The sequence below is a fragment of the Neobacillus sp. DHD-1R genome, assembly GCF_057747995.1.
The window spans coordinates 3,931,160-3,951,480 of sequence record NZ_CM173232.1; the positions used below are offsets into that span (position 1 = coordinate 3,931,160).

Annotated in this window: 22 protein-coding genes and 2 other annotated features; of the genes, 2 read left to right on the plus strand and 20 right to left on the minus strand. The window is 39.0% G+C overall.

Annotated features, from left to right (window positions below; translation table 11 throughout):
- Positions 1-233: 233 nt before the first annotated feature.
- From AC3ANL_RS19400 to AC3ANL_RS19420, 5 genes are all read right to left on the minus strand, one after another.
- A complete protein-coding gene (locus tag AC3ANL_RS19400) occupies positions 234-1,214 on the minus strand; it encodes a nuclease-related domain-containing protein (protein WP_488326027.1) in 981 nt (326 codons plus the stop codon).
- Between the two features lie 213 nt (positions 1,215-1,427).
- Positions 1,428-3,842: a phenylalanine--tRNA ligase subunit beta gene (gene pheT / locus AC3ANL_RS19405; protein WP_488326028.1), complete on the minus strand. Its 2,415-nt coding sequence runs from the start codon at positions 3,840-3,842 to the stop codon at positions 1,428-1,430.
- A 55-nt stretch (positions 3,843-3,897) separates the two neighbouring features.
- Positions 3,898-4,935: a phenylalanine--tRNA ligase subunit alpha gene (gene pheS, locus AC3ANL_RS19410; RefSeq protein ID WP_488326029.1), complete on the minus strand. Its 1,038-nt coding sequence runs from the start codon at positions 4,933-4,935 to the stop codon at positions 3,898-3,900.
- Positions 4,936-4,971: 36 nt separating this feature from the next.
- A complete protein-coding gene (locus AC3ANL_RS19415) occupies positions 4,972-5,124 on the minus strand; it encodes a hypothetical protein (RefSeq protein ID WP_488326030.1) in 153 nt (50 codons plus the stop codon).
- 20 nt (positions 5,125-5,144) lie between these two features.
- Positions 5,145-5,390 (minus strand) — a binding site (T-box leader).
- Between the two features lie 61 nt (positions 5,391-5,451).
- Positions 5,452-6,201 (minus strand): TrmH family RNA methyltransferase, encoded by a 750-nt coding sequence (locus AC3ANL_RS19420; RefSeq protein WP_488326031.1) that lies wholly within the window; start codon positions 6,199-6,201, stop codon positions 5,452-5,454.
- Between the two features lie 128 nt (positions 6,202-6,329).
- On the opposite strand from AC3ANL_RS19420, the gene sspI reads away from it, so the two are divergent.
- The gene (gene sspI / locus AC3ANL_RS19425; protein WP_488326032.1) at positions 6,330-6,536 is read left to right on the plus strand and encodes a small acid-soluble spore protein SspI; all 207 of its coding nucleotides are present in this window, start codon (positions 6,330-6,332) and stop codon (positions 6,534-6,536) included.
- A gap of 155 nt (positions 6,537-6,691) precedes the next feature.
- Here sspI and AC3ANL_RS19430 read toward each other — a convergent pair whose 3' ends face one another.
- Together AC3ANL_RS19430 and AC3ANL_RS19435 are read right to left on the minus strand one after the other, a co-directional pair.
- On the minus strand, positions 6,692-7,777 hold the full coding sequence (locus AC3ANL_RS19430) for a M42 family metallopeptidase (protein WP_488326033.1): 1,086 nt from the start codon (positions 7,775-7,777) through the stop codon (positions 6,692-6,694).
- 71 nt (positions 7,778-7,848) lie between these two features.
- Positions 7,849-8,340 carry a dUTP diphosphatase gene (locus AC3ANL_RS19435; RefSeq protein WP_488329779.1) on the minus strand — a complete coding sequence of 164 codons (492 nt, stop codon included), beginning with the start codon at positions 8,338-8,340 and terminating at the stop codon, positions 7,849-7,851.
- A gap of 106 nt (positions 8,341-8,446) precedes the next feature.
- On the opposite strand from AC3ANL_RS19435, the gene AC3ANL_RS19440 reads away from it, so the two are divergent.
- The gene (locus tag AC3ANL_RS19440) at positions 8,447-8,833 is read left to right on the plus strand and encodes a sigma-w pathway protein ysdB (protein WP_488326034.1); all 387 of its coding nucleotides are present in this window, start codon (positions 8,447-8,449) and stop codon (positions 8,831-8,833) included.
- A 9-nt stretch (positions 8,834-8,842) separates the two neighbouring features.
- Here AC3ANL_RS19440 and AC3ANL_RS19445 read toward each other — a convergent pair whose 3' ends face one another.
- The 13 genes from AC3ANL_RS19445 to ytaF form a co-directional block, all read right to left on the minus strand.
- The gene (locus AC3ANL_RS19445) at positions 8,843-9,103 is read right to left on the minus strand and encodes a DUF1294 domain-containing protein (RefSeq protein ID WP_488326035.1); all 261 of its coding nucleotides are present in this window, start codon (positions 9,101-9,103) and stop codon (positions 8,843-8,845) included.
- Positions 9,104-9,163: 60 nt separating this feature from the next.
- Positions 9,164-9,523 (minus strand): 50S ribosomal protein L20, encoded by a 360-nt coding sequence (rplT, locus tag AC3ANL_RS19450; RefSeq protein ID WP_488326036.1) that lies wholly within the window; start codon positions 9,521-9,523, stop codon positions 9,164-9,166.
- 37 nt (positions 9,524-9,560) lie between these two features.
- Positions 9,561-9,761 carry a 50S ribosomal protein L35 gene (rpmI, locus tag AC3ANL_RS19455; protein ID WP_215044037.1) on the minus strand — a complete coding sequence of 67 codons (201 nt, stop codon included), beginning with the start codon at positions 9,759-9,761 and terminating at the stop codon, positions 9,561-9,563.
- A gap of 17 nt (positions 9,762-9,778) precedes the next feature.
- Positions 9,779-10,282, minus strand: coding sequence for a translation initiation factor IF-3 (gene infC / locus AC3ANL_RS19460; protein ID WP_488329780.1), 504 nt, complete (start codon positions 10,280-10,282; stop codon positions 9,779-9,781).
- Positions 10,283-10,416: 134 nt separating this feature from the next.
- Positions 10,417-10,548 (minus strand) — a sequence feature (ribosomal protein L20 leader region).
- A 163-nt stretch (positions 10,549-10,711) separates the two neighbouring features.
- Positions 10,712-12,646: a threonine--tRNA ligase gene (thrS, locus tag AC3ANL_RS19465; RefSeq protein WP_488326037.1), complete on the minus strand. Its 1,935-nt coding sequence runs from the start codon at positions 12,644-12,646 to the stop codon at positions 10,712-10,714.
- Positions 12,647-13,062: 416 nt separating this feature from the next.
- Positions 13,063-13,944 carry a putative sporulation protein YtxC gene (ytxC, locus tag AC3ANL_RS19470; RefSeq protein ID WP_488326038.1) on the minus strand — a complete coding sequence of 294 codons (882 nt, stop codon included), beginning with the start codon at positions 13,942-13,944 and terminating at the stop codon, positions 13,063-13,065.
- A 194-nt stretch (positions 13,945-14,138) separates the two neighbouring features.
- Positions 14,139-15,065 carry a primosomal protein DnaI gene (dnaI, locus tag AC3ANL_RS19475; RefSeq protein WP_488326039.1) on the minus strand — a complete coding sequence of 309 codons (927 nt, stop codon included), beginning with the start codon at positions 15,063-15,065 and terminating at the stop codon, positions 14,139-14,141.
- A 12-nt stretch (positions 15,066-15,077) separates the two neighbouring features.
- Positions 15,078-16,469, minus strand: a complete 1,392-nt coding sequence (locus AC3ANL_RS19480) for a replication initiation and membrane attachment family protein (RefSeq protein WP_488326040.1) — start codon at positions 16,467-16,469, stop codon at positions 15,078-15,080.
- Between the two features lie 57 nt (positions 16,470-16,526).
- Positions 16,527-16,988, minus strand: coding sequence for a transcriptional regulator NrdR (gene nrdR, locus AC3ANL_RS19485; protein ID WP_144564449.1), 462 nt, complete (start codon positions 16,986-16,988; stop codon positions 16,527-16,529).
- A 181-nt stretch (positions 16,989-17,169) separates the two neighbouring features.
- A complete protein-coding gene (locus AC3ANL_RS19490; RefSeq protein WP_488326041.1) occupies positions 17,170-17,568 on the minus strand; it encodes a hypothetical protein in 399 nt (132 codons plus the stop codon).
- Positions 17,569-17,723: 155 nt separating this feature from the next.
- Entirely contained in the window at positions 17,724-18,755 is a 1,032-nt protein-coding gene (locus tag AC3ANL_RS19495; protein WP_488326042.1) for a glyceraldehyde-3-phosphate dehydrogenase, read from the minus strand.
- Between the two features lie 204 nt (positions 18,756-18,959).
- The gene (gene coaE, locus AC3ANL_RS19500) at positions 18,960-19,571 is read right to left on the minus strand and encodes a dephospho-CoA kinase (protein ID WP_488326043.1); all 612 of its coding nucleotides are present in this window, start codon (positions 19,569-19,571) and stop codon (positions 18,960-18,962) included.
- A gap of 19 nt (positions 19,572-19,590) precedes the next feature.
- Positions 19,591-20,226: a sporulation membrane protein YtaF gene (gene ytaF / locus AC3ANL_RS19505; RefSeq protein ID WP_488326044.1), complete on the minus strand. Its 636-nt coding sequence runs from the start codon at positions 20,224-20,226 to the stop codon at positions 19,591-19,593.
- Between the last annotated feature and the right edge of the window lie 95 nt (positions 20,227-20,321).

Below are 20,321 nucleotides of genomic sequence, written 5' to 3' on the forward strand. Positions count from 1 at the left end.
TGGTTTTTTTATTAAAAATTTTTCTAATTTCAGCCGAAATTGAGTCAAATCTTAAATTTTTATTGGCTACTACTACAAAATTTTCGTAAAAGCACCTATCTCTAATAAGTAAAAAGGTTTTTATTTGCGATAATGTACGTTTTATTTGCGAATCAAGGCCTTTTATTTGCGAATTTTATATTTTATTTGCGAATTGTATTGGTTTATTTGCGAATTTAATTTTTATGCCTGTATCATCCTGTGAAAGGGAATCTAACTGGAGAGTAAGTACGCATTTTTTTAGAACCAGAACTAATTAGATATTCAGAACGCAGTAATCTCCCCGCAGTATCGATCGAACTTACATGACAAAACTCTCGAAACTGTTGATTTGTTATTTTCGTATCAATCAGTAAAAAGTAATCTCTAAGGGCATTTATATGAGCATCTTTTGAAGATTTTCCACATGAGGGGCAGTACCATTTCTGGTTTTTACGAATAACGGGAAGATGATTGCAATTGGGGCAATATACACCTGTAACTAAATCGGAACTATTTATTCCATATCTTTTTAAAATATAATTAGTCGGGATCGTATTCATTTTCACTAGTAGGCGGCTCAGTTTTCGGAGATCTTTCGAATTGAGGACTGGATCAGAATATCGTTCTTCAAAAAACTGAATTTTATTTTTGAAAACGTCTGCCTTACATACTCGCTGCTTTACTTTAAGAGCATTTTTCCCATCAATAACATAAGAAGAATAACTATTACTGATTACCACTAAATAATCAACTGGAACAGAGGGAAATTTATGATCAGCCATCAGTTTCTTTAAATACTCTTGATGCCTTTCAGCCTGAGCAATGGGATATTGGTAGCCTTTTTCCTTTTCATTGTTTATTTGAATAAATTGTTCATTTTCTGTATCAAATATTAATTTTCCAGCCATATTCTTCACTTCAATAATTAGGGCGAATTCTGGTGTCAAGAGGAGAGTGTCGATTTGGCAGTTGTAATCACCATCTGGAAGATTTAAATCGTGGAGAATCATGTATTTTTCTTTTGGCAGAAGACGTAAATAATAATCAAGTGCCACTTCACCTTGGTAACCAGCATGTCTTCTCCTAAGTTCCTCTAAAATTTGCTGATATTTAGCGTGACTTAGGGGGAGACGCCGGCATAAAGCCTCTAAAATAAGAATGACTAATGGAATTGTCCTTTCTTTTATGATCAAATGTATCACTCCTTTCATTTTACTGGTAAATTTCGAATAGATCGGGTAATGTTCCTGCCGAATTTTAGCGAAAATTGTTACATTTGTTTGTCGGTTCATTTTTATCCGCGAATCTTGGATGTTTATCCGCGAATTTCAAAATCGTCCCCAAATTCCCAAAGCATATCAAAAAAAGCCAGCTCGAAATTACTTTTTCGAGCTGACTTTTATGAATTAACCTCTTAGCACTGCTCCAGCCTTTTCTTTTAAGGCTTCAAGTACGCGCTCATGTACCTTTGTTACCTCTTCATCCGTCAGAGTACGCTCAGGATCAAGGTATTTTAATGAGAATGCAAGTGATTTCTTACCTGCCTCCATTTTGTCCCCTTCATACAAATCAAACACATCCGCTTCCTTCAGAAGTGGCGCACCTGCAGTTAAAATAATTTCCTGTAAGGTGCCTGACACCGTTTCTCTGTTTACCACAAGGGCAATGTCTCTTGTGATGGATGGGAAACGCGGGATTGATTGATATTGTAATACTGGGCTGTCTGCTTCTAATACTGCTTGTAAGGATAGTTCAAATACATAGGTATCTTTTAAGTCTAGTTCTTTTTGTACAGTTGGGTGTACTTGACCGATAAAGCCGATTTTTTCTCCATTTAAACGAATTTCAGCAGTACGGCCAGGGTGCATGCCTTCTAGCTGCGCTTGAACAAATTGTACTTGTTCCAAGAGCCCAAGCTTTGCAAACATCCCTTCTAAAATCCCTTTCAAAACAAAGAAATCAACGGCTTTCTTCTCACCCTGCCAGGAATGGCTGTGCCAAAGACCTGTAATTGCCCCTGCTAAATGCTCTTTTTCAACTGGAAGAGTTTCTTCACCATTGGATAAGAATACAGCACCAGTTTCATACACACCTAAGCTATCATGCTGGCGGGCCGTGTTATATTTTAATACCTCTAACAGCTGCGGCATAATACTTAACCGAAGGATACTGCGCTCTTCACTCATTGGCATTGCTAAGCGGATCGTATCTCGTTTTTCTAGAGCAAATTGTGCCGCTTTATCTTCACTTGTTAATGAATAAGTCACAGCCTGATACAAGCCCGTTCCTTCAAGATATTGACGCACAACGCGGCGTTTCTTTTGGTAGTCAGACAATTTACCAGGAGTGGTTGAACCAATTGGCAATGTTTTCGGAATGTTGTCATAGCCGTAAAGTCGTGCCACTTCTTCAATTAAATCTTCTTCAATACGAATATCTCCACGGCGTGTAGGGGCTGTTACAGTAATTGAATCTCCCTCAATCGTTGCAACAAATTGCAACCGATCAAAGATTTCTTTTACATCCTTCATCGGCAGCTCCGTGCCAAGAACATGATTGATTTTTTCGAGCGTGATCGAAACAACAGCTGGTTCAATCGTTAGAGTATCTACCTCAGCAGCTCCTTCTAAAACTTCACCGCCAGCGTACTTCGCCATTAAGTAGGCGGCACGTTCTCCAGCAGCGCGTACGCGGTTTGGATCCACGCCTTTTTCAAATCGGGCACTTGCTTCGCTTCTTAAACCGTGGTCTTTAGATGCTTTTCTAACAGTTCCACCATTAAAATAAGCGGCTTCCAATAAAACGGTAGTAGTATCAGAAGTAACTTCAGAATTTTCTCCACCCATAACACCTGCCAAGGCAACTGGCACTGTGCCATTGGTTATGACAAGATGTTCGGAGGTTAAGGTCCGTTCCACATCATCAAGAGTTACGAATTTTTCTCCATCATTCGCACGGCGAACAAGAATTTCTTTTGAACCAAGACGGTCATAATCAAACGCATGGAGCGGCTGGCCGTATTCTAATAAAATGTAGTTCGTAATATCAACGACATTATTATGTGGACGTATGCCTGCTGACATTAAGCGTGTCTGCATCCATAATGGTGAAGGACCAATTTTCACATTTTTAATGATTTTAGCTGCATATAATGGACTATCTTCTGGTGCATCTACAACAATGTTAACGTAGTCCGATGCTTTTTCAGAAACAGCTTGAAGGTCAGTCTCTGGAAGTTTAACATCTCTTCCTAAAATGGCGGCAACTTCATATGCTACACCAAGCATGCTTAAGCAATCAGAGCGATTAGGTGTTAAACTAAGCTCAAGCACTTCGTCGTCACGATTTAATAGTTCAAGCGCGTCAGTCCCTACCTCTGCATCTGCAGGAAACACAAAGATCCCCTCGGAGTATTCTTTTGGAACCACTTTTCCTTCCATGCCAAGTTCAGTCAAAGAACAAATCATTCCGTTTGACTCTTCACCGCGAAGCTTCGCACGTTTAATTTTAAAATTGCCGGGTAATACTGCACCAACTTTTGCGACGGCAACCTTTTGTCCTTGGGCTACATTGGGTGCACCGCAAATAATTTGAATTGGTTGATCCTCGCCAACGTCAACCAGACATTTACTTAATTTATCAGCATTTGGGTGCTGTACACGCTCTAGGACATGACCAACTACAACACCTTTAATTCCGTCGTTAAGAATTTCTACTCCTTCAACTTCGATCCCGCTTTTTGTAATTTTTTCAGCTAATTCCGTTGCCGATACTCCAGTTAAGTCAATATAATCCTGAAGCCATTTATATGAAACGAACATATAGCATCCTCCTTTATTTATCTTGCTTTAGCACCGAGGGCTTCGGCATGTAGTTTTACTCGTGTTTTGAAAATTGTTTTAAGAAACGAACGTCATTTGTATAGAAGTGTCTGATATCATCCACACCGTATTTCAACATAGCAATCCGCTCTGGTCCCATCCCAAAGGCGAAACCAGTATATTTCTTCGAATCGTATCCAGCCATCTCAAGAACATTAGGATGTACCATACCGGCACCAAGAATTTCAATCCAGCCTGTTTGCTTACAAACATTACAGCCATGACCACCACAAATTTTACATGAGATATCCATTTCAACCGATGGTTCTGTGAAAGGGAAAAAGCTTGGACGTAAGCGAATTTCACGATCTTCACCAAACATTTTTTTCGCAAATACTTCAAGTGTTCCATGAAGATCGCTCATGCGAATGTTCTCGCCCACAACGAGACCTTCAATCTGCATGAACTGGTGTGAGTGTGTGGCATCGTCATTGTCACGTCGGTACACCTTACCAGGGCAGATAATTTTAATAGGGCCCTTACCTTCATGCTTTTCCATTGTCCTTGCTTGAACTGGTGATGTATGAGTGCGAAGAAGGATGTCTTCTGTGATATAGAAAGAATCCTGCATATCACGGGCAGGGTGCCCTTTTGGTAAATTTAGAGCTTCGAAATTATAATAATCTTGTTCCACTTCAGGGCCTTCCGCAACCTGATAGCCCATGCCAATAAATAAATCTTCAATTTCTTCAATGATTCTTGTGAGGGGATGGTGATTTCCACTCTTCACTGGGCTGCCTGGCAGGGTCACATCAATACTTTCAGATGCTAATTTTTCAAGTACTGCTGCTTCTTCTAACCCTTTCTGCTTGGCTTCTATTTTTACAGCGATGGCTTCACGAACTTCGTTGGCAAGTGCCCCCATCACAGGGCGTTCCTCAGCAGACAGTTTGCCCATCCCCCGCAGTACTTCTGTAATCGGGCCTTTTTTGCCTAAATAAGCTACACGAATATCATTCAATTCTTTTAAACTTGCTGACTGTTCAATTTTTTGAAGAGCCTCTTCTTGCAATTCCTTTAACCGTTCTTGCATGTTTATTCCTCCTTAAATTAATTAGTAAGTCCCGCGTCATCTGACAAGTATACCGCCAATTTGAAGCGGATTTCCGCTAAACATTAGCTTCATTCCGCCAAATTTCAACCTAATTCCGCCAAACTTAGCATTATTTCCGCCAAACTTAGCACTAATTCCGCCAAACCAAGTTTTCAAGCTCCAAAACAAACAAAAAAACCCCATCCCTGGAAAGGGACGAGGTTTATAGTTCGCGGTACCACCCTTGTAAACACGATATTTATAAAGATATTGTGTTCGCTTCATTCGGATAACGGCTTATGCCGATGCATCTTTACATTTCAGTTAAGAAATGGTCCCGATGCCAACTCAGGAGGTGAACTTCACTCGTCCAGAACCATAAAAGTGCTTGCAGTCACGGCACTTTCTCCCTTAATGGTCGTTGACAAGATACTTTTCTCCGTCATCGTTTTTTTATTATCAATATTGTTCATTATTATATAATAATTTTCCGCATATGGTCAAACTTGTTTTAGCCTATTTTTTCAAATAATAAAGCAGGATTCCGGTTGCTACGGCCACATTTAATGATTCGCTCTTACCATATATCGGAATATACAGGTTGGCCGTTGTACTGGAGAGAATATCCTTCCCTACTCCATTTCCCTCGTTACCCACAATCAATGCAAAAGAATCTCCCGGAGAAATATCCGTGTAAGCCGAGGCACCTTCTAATGCTGTGCCGTATACAGGGACATTTTCTTCCTGAAGTTTGTCAATCCACTGATGCAGGTCGCTAGTGATGATTGGCAGGTGAAAATGGCTGCCTTGAGCCGATCTAAGCACCTTTGGATTAAAAATATCCACACTTCCACGTCCAACCACAACGGCGTCAATCCCAGCTGCATCAGCGGTCCGGATCATCGTTCCAAGATTACCTGGATCCTGTACTGCATCAATTAACAGAAACGTTTTAGCATCTTGAAATTTGGGGTTTGGTTGACGACACACAGCATAAATGCCCTGTGGTGCTTCTGTATCCGACAACAAATTTGAAATCTCCTCTGTTACGGTAGTGACTGGTGTAGAGCTGGCATCCCAACGGGGCGGCAATCCTACACTTTCCGAAACGATGATTTCTAAAATTTGCTCTCCTTGTTTTAGTGCTTCCTCCACCAAATGAAACCCTTCCACTAAAAACGAGTCAGTCCGATCACGTTCTTTTTTTGTTAAAAGTTTTTTCCATTGTTTTACTTTAGGATTATTGACAGATTCTATATATTTCAAAACTGGTTCTCCTTTAAATTGCTCGTATGATGATGATTTTTTCATTATAGCCTAAATTTAATACATAATAAAACCAAAAACTAGAAATGATAATAAAGTATGAAGGCTACCAAAAGGAGTGTGTAACGATGAATTTAAATTTGCGAAATGCTATTATCCACAATGTTTCCGGGAACACGCAAGATCAATTAGAGGATACGATTGTTGATGCCATTCAAAATGGAGCAGAAAAAATGCTTCCTGGACTTGGAGTTTTATTTGAAGTTATTTGGAAAAATTCATCCGAAGAAGAAAAGAAAGAAATGCTGTCCACTCTTGAAAACGGATTAAAGTAATAGTAGGTAAGGCTGCCGGTCATCCACCAGCAGCTTTTTTCTTTTAAAAAATTAAAAGGGTCTAACCTCACGATTATTCACTCAATAAATACCCGCCAATTAGGAACAGTTTAGCGGTATGAGGAGGTTGTGGGGTCTGACCCTTTTTTCAATTTTTATTCAAATGTAATTTTATCAACAGTCTCACGATCGAGACGCTTAATTACTTCGACAATCAATTTCACCGCATTTTCGTAATCATCGCGATGGAGCATGGCCGCATGAGAATGAATATAACGAGTTGCAATTGTAATGGCAAGTGCCGGCACTCCATTATGGGTCAATGAAATGGACCCTGCATCGGTACCGCCGCCTGGAATGGCATCGAATTGATATGGAATATTCAATTCATCCGCTGTATCTGTCACTAAATCGCGTAACCCTTTATGGGCGACAAGCGAAGCATCATAAATTACTACCTGTGGTCCTTTTCCCATTTTGCTCATGGCGTCTTTTTCCGAAATTCCAGGTGTATCACCGGCAATTCCTACATCAACTGCAAAGCCAATATCCGGATTAATCTTTGAAGTAGAAGTTTTTGCACCCCGTAAGCCAACCTCTTCTTGAACATTCCCTACTCCATAAACAACATTCGGATGTTCAACATCCTTTAATTTCTTTAGAACATCGATGGCAATCGCGCAGCCAATGCGGTTATCCCATGCTTTAGCCAATAGCATTTTCTCATTGTTCATTACTGTAAATTCGAAGTAAGGCACAACCATATCTCCTGGCCGAACACCCCACTCTGTTGCTTCCTCACGACTGGATGCCCCAATATCAATAAACATGTCTTTGATTTCAACAGGCTTCTTGCGGGCCTCTGCTGATAAAATATGTGGTGGCTTGGAACCGATGATTCCTGTTACCTCACCCTTTCGTGTAACGATTGTAACACGCTGTGCGAGCATTACTTGTCCCCACCAGCCGCCAACTGTTTGAAAACGAAGGAATCCTTTGTCATCGATTTGTGTAATCATGAAGCCGACTTCATCTAAATGACCGGCAACCATAATCTTTGGGCCGCCTTCTTTGCCGACTTTTTTAGCAATTAAACTGCCAAGTCCATCAGTCGTCAATTCGTCAGCATATGGTGCTATGTACTGTTTCATTACTTCGCGCACTTCTCGCTCATTGCCGGGAATTCCTTTGGCATCTGTTAAAGCTTTTAACATCGTCAAAGTTTCATCAAGTTTTGCCATTATTTCGCCCCCTAATTGGTATGTACGACCTTCATTATACAAATAAATTTTATGCAGTTACAAATTTTCTGCTAATAGTTATTTTGTTGTCTTTGATAATTTACTTCGTTTTTTTCAAAATATGCCTTTTCTATCTCGTTGGATGTAAATCCAAGTAAAGAAGCAAGCTGCAAATAGGATTCCAATAATCGTTTAAAATCCTGAAAACTCTTGCTCTTTTTAAAATGATTAGTCGATTCATATACGTTTAAAAACTGCTCTGTCACATTGACGCCAGACTCAGACATCGCTAAATCAATCGGTTTCTGATCAAATCCGCATTCAATTCCAAGTGACAAAATAAAATGGATGCCATCTACAAATTCTTCTAACACCACTTCCTTTGCTGAAGATGGTTTTACACTCCAAAACTTAAAACAGCGGGTTTCGTTCGCCAATTCGCCTATTTCCACTAGCAGCGCCAAAACCTTCCTATTAAATAAATCCTCATCCTGCAGCCCGTGCTTTTCTTCAATATGGCTGTCCAATCCTTTTTGCATGGCAAACAGTTTTTCTAATTGCATCATGACCATCACTCCTTATGGAAAAATTATAGCAAAATGACAAATGGTTGAAACCTTTTGTCTTGCTCGCACGTATTAGTAAGAAATTGGTGTAGGGGGCTAAACCATGATTTGGTTGCTGCGCTTCATATTATTATTATTAATTATTTTCTTATTTTACTTTGGAGTAAGATTACTAGTCACACCATCCCGGAAACTTGAAGCAGCGCGCAAACATAAACGATTCTTGCTGATTGATGATGAAGATGTTAGAAAAAACTTTATCGTCACCTATCAGGGTGCAGTGTTTGCGGGCGAAAAATATATGGGTGCCAAGGCTGATTCCTTTGATGTTGTCACCATCTCCATTTGGTCTGAAAATACTTCCACACTTAAAGGACTTGTCAAAGATGATTTTATTTATATAAATAAAAAAATACTTGAGCACTATCCGAATGCTGAAATTAATTGGAAAAGCCCGGTGAGGGAGTTTTTACGGAACAGCCGTCCATAATGCCGCTTTTTATAGTAATACTTTAAAAAATAAAATAATCTCTAAAATAGCCAAAACAGGAAAGCCTATCTTAAAGGAATTATGCTTCGTTTTATGACGGTACAGCTGCATGCCGGCCGTTGTCCCAATCGCACCGCCAAAGATGGCCACTAGCCAGAGTGTCCGCTCGCGAATTCTGTATTCATGCCTTTTGGCCCTTTTCTTATCCTCGCCCATAATCACAAGGCCAACCACATTCATGACTAAGAAAGCTGCCAATAATATTGTCATTCACTATTTCCCCTTTATAGAAAAAGCCATCCTCATTAAGAGAATGGCTTTTATAATAAATTACTTGTTATATTGTTGCTTAGCAACGTTTGCTAATTCAGCAAATGCATTTGCATCAGAAATAGCTAGTTCAGAAAGCATTTTGCGGTTTACTTCGATACCAGCAAGCTTTAAGCCATGCATTAAACGGCTGTAAGAAAGACCGTTCATACGAGCAGCTGCATTGATACGAGTAATCCAAAGTTTACGGAAATCACGCTTAACCTGACGACGATCACGGAAAGCATATTGTAATGATTTCATAACCTGTTGGTTTGCAACTTTATATAATGTATGTTTTGAACCGTAATAACCTTTTGCTAATTTAAGAACTCTTTTTCTACGCTTGCGCGTAACAGTACCGCCTTTTACACGTGGCATGTAATTTCCCTCCTATGATAAATCAATCACTTATGGATTATTTTACGTAAGTTAATAGATGACGAATGCGTTTGAAATCGCCTTTTGAAACAAGACCTGATTTGCGAAGCTTACGTTTAGCTTTTGTTGATTTGTTTGCAAATAAGTGGCTTGTATAAGCATGGTCACGTTTAAGTTGACCAGAACCAGTTTTCTTAAAACGCTTTGCAGCGCCGCGGTGAGTTTTCATTTTTGGCATTGTGATAGTCCTCCTTATTACTTTTCGATTTTAGGTGCTAAAACTAGGAACATGCTGCGTCCATCCATTTTAGGATGTGATTCAATCGTTGCAACTTCCTTGCACGCTTCGGAAAAACGGTCTAACACACGTTGACCGATTTCTTTATGGGTAATCGCCCGGCCCTTGAATCGGATTGAAGCTTTTACCTTGTCGCCTTTTTCCAAAAACTTAATGGCATTACGAAGCTTTGTATTAAAGTCGTGCTCATCAATCGTTGGGCTTAGACGAACTTCTTTAGTAGTAATGATTTTTTGGTTCTTTCGAGCTTCTTTTTCTTTCTTTTGATTCTCGAATTTAAATTTGCCATAGTCCATAATTCGGGCTACTGGAGGTTTTGCATTTGGTGCAACTAATACCAAATCAAGATTTACTCTTGCAGCAATCTCCAATGCTTCGATTTTAGACTTAATTCCTAACTGCTCGCCATTTTGGTCAATTAGACGAACCTCGCGAGCGCGAATGCCCTCATTTAACAACATGTCTTTGCTAATAATTAGCCACCTCCAAGGTATTTTCACGAATACAACATCTGGGTATGAGAATAGATCACCATAACTTACGACACCAGAATTGACAGGTATAAAAGACTTTTTATAAGTGCTATTTCTTAAGTGCAAACAAAAAAGTGCGGATGAATACACCCACACTTTACGAAACAAAAGTAATAAACAAAAAGTTCACGTAAAACCTGCCAACTGCTAAGTTGCGTCAATCAGGTGAGAAGCGGGTGCTTCTTCTTTTCCCAAAAATAAGTATTCAATTTTCACCTTAGTAACTATATCATAAGCAAAGATGTATTGTCAAACGAACTATTTTCTTTGACAACGAAATTTATTGTAGCAAGAAATTAAAATTTATTCAATAGTTTTTTTCAAAACAAAAGAGAGGCGAACCTCTCTTTCATTAGCTTAACCTCTTTGGACTTCAGCTTTTATTGAAGCGAGGAAGTCAACAAATGGCTTTGTTTCAGAGTTTTGTTCACCATATTTGCGGACGTTTACGGCTTGATCTTCCACTTCTTTGTCACCGACAACGAGCATATATGGAATTTTTTGCATTTGGGCTTCACGAATTTTATAGCCGATTTTTTCATCACGGCCATCTAATTCTACACGGAAGCCTTCTGCTTGCAGCTGTTCTTGAACTTTTCTAGCATAATCATAATGAATACCTGGTGAAACAGGAATCACTTGAACCTGTACGGGAGCGATCCAAGTTGGAAAAGCTCCTTTGTATTCTTCAATTAAGAAGGCTACAAAGCGTTCCATTGTGGACACGACACCACGGTGGATGACAACTGGACGGTGCTGCTTGCCATCTTCACCCACATAATTTAAATCAAAACGTTCTGGTAATAAGAAGTCTAATTGAACAGTTGATAACGTTTCATCCTTACCTAAAGCTGTTCTAACTTGGACATCAAGTTTAGGACCGTAGAAAGCTGCTTCGCCTTCTGCTTCAAAATAGTCAAGACCTAAATCATCCATTGCTTCCTTCAGCATACCTTGTGCCTTTTCCCACATCGCATCATCATCAAAATATTTCTCTGTATCTTGTGGGTCACGATAAGATAGACGGAAGGAATAATCGTTAATATTAAAATCTTTGTATACATCAAGAATTAAGTTCACGACACGTTTAAATTCATCTTTAATTTGATCAGGACGAACAAAAATATGGGCATCATTTAAAGTCATTCCACGAACACGCTGCAATCCTGCTAATGCCCCAGACATTTCATAGCGATGCATTAAGCCAAGCTCAGCAATTCGAATTGGAAGTTCCCGATAGCTATGAATGCTATTTTTATAAATCATCATATGATGCGGACAGTTCATTGGACGAAGTACAAGTTGTTCATTGTCCATATCCATTACAGGGAACATGTCTTCTTGATAATGCTCCCAGTGTCCGGAAGTTTTATACAGATCAACACTGCCCATAATCGGTGTATAGACATGATCATAGCCAAGACGAATTTCTTTATCAACGATGTACCGTTCAATCACAAGGCGGATAGCAGCCCCTTTTGGAAGCCATAATGGTAATCCTTGGCCCACCAATTGTGAGCTAGTAAACAAGCTCAATTCCTTGCCAATTTTACGGTGATCGCGTTCTTTTGCTTCTTCTAGCAAACGTAAGTGCTCAGCCAATTCTTCCTTCTTAAAGAAAGCTGTTCCATAAACACGTTGAAGCATTTTATTGTCGCTATTGCCTCTCCAGTATGCACCTGCAATACTCAATAATTTAAATTCTTTAATTTTCCCTGTTGATGGGACATGAACACCACGGCAAAGATCGAAAAACTCCCCTTGTTCATAGATTGTTACTGTTTCTTCATCAGGGATGGCTTCAATTAATTCAAGCTTATACGGGTCACCCGCTTCTTTAAAAAGCTGTACAGCCTCTGCACGACTTACTTCTTTACGGACAATCTCGAGATTTTCATTCACGATTTTTGCCATTTCTTTTTCAATTTTCGGCAGGTCTTCTGGTGTTAAGGATTCCTCGAGGTCCATATCGTAATAAAATCCACCTTCGATAACAGGACCAACACCAAGATTTACTCCAGGATAAAGCCTTCTTACGGCCTGAGCCATTAAATGGGCTGTACTGTGACGCAACACCTCTAACGCATCACTTGAATCAGGGACAACGATTTCTATGGAACCGTCTTCTAGGATTGGACGGCGAAGATCAAACATTTGTCCGTTCCATTTCCCGGCAATCGCCTTTTTCTTTAGGCCTGGGCTGATGGAAGCGGCAATATCTTCCGTTGTTGTTCCTTTTGGAAACTCCTTTACTGCCCCATCAGGAAACGAAATCTTAACAACGTCTGACATACTAACTCCTCCTTTTGAATGTAAGCGCCTTGGACTATTAATCCATAAAGCTGCTTAAAAAAATAAAAAAACCCGTCCCTGGAATAGGGACGAGTTTTGATTAACACGTGGTTCCACCCAATTTTTCAATTTCAAAATACATTAAGAAATTGACTTTGGTCAGGTAACGGCTGTTCGCCGTCAACAATTACTTACTTCATAAATATGAAATGTTCACTGCTGAAGTTTAAAGGTGGTAAGTATTAATTCCGTGTTAGGAGACTTTCAGCCAATGGCCTCCCTCTCTATGAACCGTAAAGAAATACCTTTATCCTTATCATTACTTTTAATTATCTATGACATTTGCTATGTAGGTTATTATAATGATTTACTATGAAAAAAGCAAGGTACATAAAACTAAATATTGACATTATTTTTTATGCATGATGTTCCGAGGGATTTTCAGCCGACACCCCTGCTTTCACTTCAAGAAGGGCAGCAACGGTTTTAACTTTTACTCGTTCTTCAAAAATATTTTTTATTGTTCGTACGAGCGGCTCATCCGGATCCTTGGTATAAATAAAAATAGATGTTGGGGCAAGCGATAAAAGTGGTGCAATGGAAGCTGAATCAACATAAACCGGATGATTCACTAATAGCTTACGGTCAATCATTCTTATTAATTCAGCTCTTTTTATCTCAGTAAACTGTTCATTATAAAAAGTAATTTCCTCATCAAATAAAAGGTGCAGCGTTTTTATTTTAGGTTCGCGGTTCCACAAAAAGTCCCGGAGCATTTGAACAAACATTTGATATTCCTGCTCCATTTTATATTCATCAATCGCAATCTCAACAAATCCTTCAAGCACCTGAAGATATGGACGCAAGCGAAATTTAAGGAAAGAATCAAATGAAAGAGTAACATGCTCTTGAATAATATTTTGAATTGCGGCTTTAATACTTGCCGTCTCGTCATTGTCTTCTTTTAAGAAGACAGCAAGATCCCCCCTCTTACCTTCAAGGACAGAATAAATAATCTCCATTATTTGCTGTTGCTCTTCTAGATCTTGAAAATAATATTGATTTTTTAGTATATCTCTAAACCAGTCATCTCGTTTGATCGTTGTGATAAAATCATAAAATGCGACTTTAACCAAATTAACCCTATCACCCGAAAAGCAGCTATCGCAAATCTTCACTATATGTCGATCTTCAAAAAGAAGAATAGTTTCTTCATCAGGAATGTTTTGTATATACTTCAGCAAGTGGTGATAAAATCTTTGTGCATCCATCTTGCTTTGGAAGATGATTTCCGCCAACCAAATCCCCCCTTTGAGCAAATCTCTGTTTTAAATATATATGGGGGACTTGGCCAAAATAGAAGTATGCTGACACTCGCTTTTTGCTTTTTACCTCTGTAAATTTTTAACGCTGGAAATGGAACGGAGCGAATCCATCTTTCCTTTTAACTAAAAAGGACTGCCGGCGTTTGCGGCAATCCTAAATCATGTTCTTATCTTCGGTTTGGTCCATCTACTAACACCGGCTCACTTAAGGTTCGGATCCTCTCCATGATTCGGCGAGCTTTCATTTTCTCTTCTTCTCCACGCTGGCTATAGGTTAAATGGTGCTCGAGCCCTTTTAAATCAAAGTTTGAGGTAAAAAAGGTAGGAAGGCTCTCCAGCATCCGGAATTGCAGGATTGGACCTAGAACCTCATCCCTTGTCCAGCTAGAAACAGCCTCAGCCCCAATATCATCAAGCATTAAGATTGGTTCTTTTTTCAATGCTTCAATTTTTTCATTTAAGGTCGAATCAGCAATTGAACTTTTCATTTCCCTTAATAATTCTGGTACATAAACAATCATGGATGAAATCTGCTTATTAGCCAGTTCATTCGCAATCGCCCCTAAGATATAGGATTTACCTACACCAAATTTTCCATATAAATATAGACCTTTTGCTTTTTTACCAGCTTCATAATTCATTAAAAAAGTTGCAGCCTTATCGCCTGCGTCCAGTCTCCCAGAATCGCCATCAAAGTCCTCAAAGGTTGCCTCTAATATATCTCTAGGTACATACAGACTTTTAATTAGCTTTTCATTTTTCTTTTTTTCATCTGCCATAATTTTTCTTGGGCACTGCTTATAGACCACATCAATCGAATTTCTCGTTAGAACCAATTCAGGGTGATACCCTTTCATAAAATTGATACAGCCCTCAAGACTCACACAGCGGTCACATTCCTTGCTTTGGTTAGTATATTCAAATAGCTTACTCATGCTTTTCTCAATCATATCTTGTGTAATCTCTTCTTGATGCTCAGCTAAAAATGCCTTGATTTCCCCATTATTTAGTACTGCCTGGCGCTGCGCCTGGTAGCGTTTTTGAAAGTTCGGATTCGAGTTTAGGCGCTGTAATGTTCTGTTTATTTTTTCCATCTTAATCACATCCTACTTCCTAAAAGCCTTTAATTTTTCTTTAATGGCTCGCTTTTTCTCTTCATCTTCTGGATGGTTTTCTTGTGAACTGCCGTTAGCATTTGCAGTCGGGCTTTCATCAAACCAGTCAGGAATGAGTTCAGTCCGAATTGGCTTTTTATAGCCGCCTTTGCCAGTCTTTTTGTTATCAGTTTTCGCCGCGCGAAACTCATTCTTAGCGAGTTCCATTGCTTCCTTCACCGTTTTGACTTGTTTTCGTGCCCAATGGCTCGCCAGCGTCTCAACATATGCTTTAGAAAATTTCATGTCTGTTTTTTTCATCGCAACCTCAATCAATACATTGACAACACCTGGAAGAAGCTGATATTTAAGCATCACTTCTTCTAACGTTTTCAAATTAGCATTGGAGGGCTCGACACCGCCAGAAATTTGTTTAAAAACAATCAATGGCGCGGTAGTCTCATAGGAACGAATTAACTTTTCTTCCTGTGTTTTCGGCTCCGTGACCTGAACTTGATGAACGATTGGCTGGGTTCGGTTAATAAGACTTGGAAGTTGATCATAATTGACAAATTGGTACCAATCTCGGGCCCCTTTTCTCAATTCCTCAATATCAATTTCTTCATGTTCATTAATGGCACCTAAAATAAAGTTTTTCATTTCAATGGCATCAATATTATACAAAAATGCAAGATTGCTAATCACTTGTTTCACCTTTGGAGTTAACGCCTTTTGGGGTACAAGCGACTCATTCAGACCAGCCGTTAACAAATCAAAATCAAAGGTCTGCTGATCCACTTGAATCGGATTTGTTTCCTTTCGACCGATAAATTGTTGGTTTTCACCTGTTTCAAGCTCTCCAGAAATATCCTGTAAATATTGCAGACTACTAGGTGTGGCCGACTCAAACACATCCTGAAAGGCTCTGGTCACATCATGATATTCATTCCCTTTCGGTTTTTCCTGGTCAGTAAAAAATCGTTTAAGACGAGCAAAATGTGTTTTTCCAATCTTACGGTAAAGATAGATATTTAACATCCCATCTAAAAAGAATTGCTCAGGATTTAGAGGCGGATGCAGTTCATAAATAAATGAACGATCTCCGTCAACCGATTTAACATACGTTTTGATTAAACCAATCCCCTCTAGTTTTAAACGGGCATCGTAAATTTCCTTTAGATTCATTCCCATGAGATTCATTAATAAGTGATGAGATGATGATTCAGACCAAAGTCGATTTTCTTCAAGCTCTGCCCAAAGTGTCATATACAAACTAAAACAAGTTGATCCAACCAATGGCTGATATAAAAACGTCAGCACTTTACGATCATATTCATGTAACAGCCCATTGGCGGCAACAATATAACGGTCGATAGGAAGAATTTCCTGCCAATGCTGCGTCATTTCATTCCAACCCTTCCACTATAAATTAAGAAAAGAGCCAAAACTTTTAGCTCCTTCTCAAGATTTTTCTTTTTTAATCAATTCTTTTAATTCATCAATAAAAACATTAATATCCTTAAATTGACGGTAAACAGATGCGAATCTTACATAGGCAACTTCATCTACATGGGCCAGCCTGTCCATAACCATTTCGCCAACTGCTTCACTTTTAATTTCAGAAATCCCCTGACTTCGAAGATCCTTTTCGACACCATGTGTGATATCTTCTAATTCTTTTAATGCTACAGGCCGTTTCTCACATGCCTTAATCAACCCACGAAGGATTTTATCCCGGCTGAATTCTTCTCGCGTTCCTTCTTTTTTTACCACAATCAGCGGAATCTCCTCGATTTTCTCGAACGTTGTAAATCGATAACCGCATTCCTCGCACTCTCTTCTTCTCCGTGTTGCACGTCCTTCATCAACAGGTCGGGAATCGAGCACACGTGTACCATAATTTTGACATGAGGGACACTTCATTGTTTAAATCAACTCCAAATCTGATTAAAGAAAACTCGCCGACTAGCGAAAACCCTCTTGGGGTGATGACAGGGCGTAGTTGAATATATGCTCCCAAAAATATAAATGTAAAGCCAAAAACTCCCGAACAATATCCTACTTTTATCTTATAAAAAAGCAAGCCTTTATACAAGTAGAAGTATTACGAGTTTTTTCTAATTCCGACAAGGTTATGTATTTGATTGATTCTCCCATAATAGAAATGGATTAGCTTTTTTAAATGAGGATAAATTCCGACAAAGGATAATTTCTCGGATGAGATATTAAAATCTATTGCCGTTTCCATTGGTTTTACAGAAACAATGGTAACAATCAAGAAACAAGGAATGGGCTTACTAACCTCCACTGCAATCTCTCCGTGCTCCTTAGATATAGTTGACACTCGGCAATCTGCATCATCATGAAACAGCTTTTCAACCGATCCAAATAATTGATTAAACGTACCCTTATAATAATGGGTTTTCAAGGAGTCATCCTTGTTTTGATCAGAAGTTTCAATTTGCTTACTAAACCGTGTGAAAAGATTCCCTAACATCGACATAATAACCCTCCAACTATTCATCTCTATCCTTAGTTTACAACATTCCAGTAAAAATATAAAAAGAGGTGTACAATTGGTACACCTCTTGAGTAATTTATTTTATAAAAATTAAAGAACTTTTGCTTGTTTCATAAGTCAACTACACATTCTTTTCTTTAACCAACCTTCACTTGAGACAGTTTAGCGATCTCCTCGGTTACATACTCCGCTAAGTCAACAACTCGGGATGAATAGCCCCATTCATTGTCATACCATGCTAAAACCTTCACTTTTCTTGTCCCCATTACCATTGTCGAAAGACCATCAATAATTGCTGAATGTTCATTTGTATTGAAATCAACAGAAACTAATGGTTCCATTGTGACATCCAAAATTCCATTTAGTGCGCCATGAGATGCTTCCCTAAATGCATTATTAATATCATCCATGGTCACATCTTTGTTAAGGTCGACAACTAAATCTACAAGTGAAACGTTTGGTGTAGGCACACGCAACGACATACCATGCAATTTCCCTTTTAACTGTGGTAAAACAAGGGATAATGCTTTGGCCGCACCAGTTGTGGTTGGAATGATAGATTGTCCACATGCACGGGCTCTGCGTAGATCTTTATGGGGATTATCAATATTCTTTTGATCGTTTGTGTAGGCATGAATAGTAGTCATTAGACCACTTTCAATCCCAAATTTTTCGTCTAACACCTTTGCCACTGGCGCTAAGCAGTTCGTTGTACAGGAAGCATTTGATATAATATCATGTTTCGTAACATCCAGCATCTCTTCATTAACACCCATCACAATCGTTACATCTTCATTTTTACCTGGTGCAGTTAAGATAACTTTCTTGGCACCTGCTTCTAGGTGAAGTGCAGCCTTTTCACGGGCATTAAATTTTCCAGTTGCTTCAATCACAATATCAATTCCAAGTTCCCGCCACGGAAGTTCTTCCGGATTTCTGTTATTTAATAACTTAATTCTTTTTCCATTAACAATTAACTCATTATCTAAAGGGATAATCTCTCCCTGAAATGGTCCATGGTTCGTGTCATATTTAAGTAAATGAGCCAATGTTTCAGCTGGATAACTTGCATTTAGTGCGATAATATTAAGCTTATTATCAAGGATCGCTTTTCTAAAAACCATCCTTCCAATTCTCCCAAATCCATTAATTGCAACTCTCGCCTTCATTTTACGTCCCCTTCCGCATTAATGTTATACTTTTAACTTGTATTGTTGTAATTAGTATAACATATTTAGGTGTAAATGTGATGAATTAATGGCGGATTTTTTAAAATTTTTACATTAATGTAATCATATTTCGTTATTTGCATGCTATTAATGTGATTTATGATGTTTTCCATAAAAAAAAGAAGGTGGAGACACCTTCTCAGCTTACTTATATTCTTTATTAATTCCCCATTCGGATAACACCATATGGAGCTGTCGTTTTGTTTCCTCTAGTGATCCATTATTATCAATCACAGCATCTGCAAGCACAACTTTCTCTGCCAAAGGCATCTGGGAACTAATTCTTGCTTTAGCATCATCAATTGAATAGTTATTTCTTTCTATTAATCTTTGCAGCTGTGTTTCGTTGTCGACATACACCAGCAGGGTCTTTTCCACCATATAGGTTAGCTTACTTTCAAACAATAAGGGGATGTCTAACACAACAACCTCTTCTCTGTTCTCTTTAGCTTTTTCAACCTGTTCCATCATTCTTTTTCTAACTTCAGGATGGGTAATGTCATTTAAGAGCTGTCGTTTATCTGCTTGGCGGAAGATAATGGAGCCAAGTTTTTGACGATCAATTTCCCCATTCTCTAATAAAATCTCCTTGCCAAATTCAGCAATAATCCGCAAGTATGCCGCTTCACCCTTCATAACAGCCAGGCGTGCTTCTACATCTGCATCAACCACGGTAATTTTCATTTCTTTAAACATATTAGAAACTGTGCTTTTTCCACTGGCAATTCCGCCTGTTAAACCGATAACTAGTGACATACTCTTTTCCTTTCTACACTCATAATTTCCAGACCCCTATGATTATTAACAAGATCCCCGGTAGAAATGTAAACTTTTGTATCCATTCGAATTTATGAAAAAACATTCCGCTTTTTATCCCAAAAAGGACAAATAAGGAGCTCATAATGGCGACGGTAACGGCTAAATAAAAGGGTGAGTACCCAAGCATGGCAGCCCCAATTCCCGCACCAAAAGCATCTAATGACAAGGCAAAACCCAACATCATAGCTTCAATACCAGTAATAGTTCCAGATTGGTCAAAGTCAGCTGACATCGGTTTCTTTAAGATGTTAATCGCTAATCCCAATGATTGGATTTCAAAATTCACAATAGTTTTTTCGTGTTTCAGCATTTCTTTTTCTTTTTCTGGTCGAAAAAATTGGTATAGTACCCAGGCCCCGAGAGCAATCAAAATGATTCCTCCTAAACTTGCCGTGATACCAGGTGTTAAAATCTTTTCCAAGCCATGTCCAATTGACACAGCAATCATTAATGAGACAGCCGAGCATGTTGCGATAATTAGGACAGACTTAATCGGCATAACCATTTTCCTCAACCCATAGGTAAATCCAACGCTAAAGCTATCAAGGCTGAGCGCAAACGCTAAAATGAGCAGTGAGAACAATTGAAACATGATGTCTAGGGCTCCTTCCTCCAAAATCATTACGATAGTATATGGCAGGAGCCCATCCAATGTTATTCAATTGTAAGAAAGCGCAAGCGCCCGTT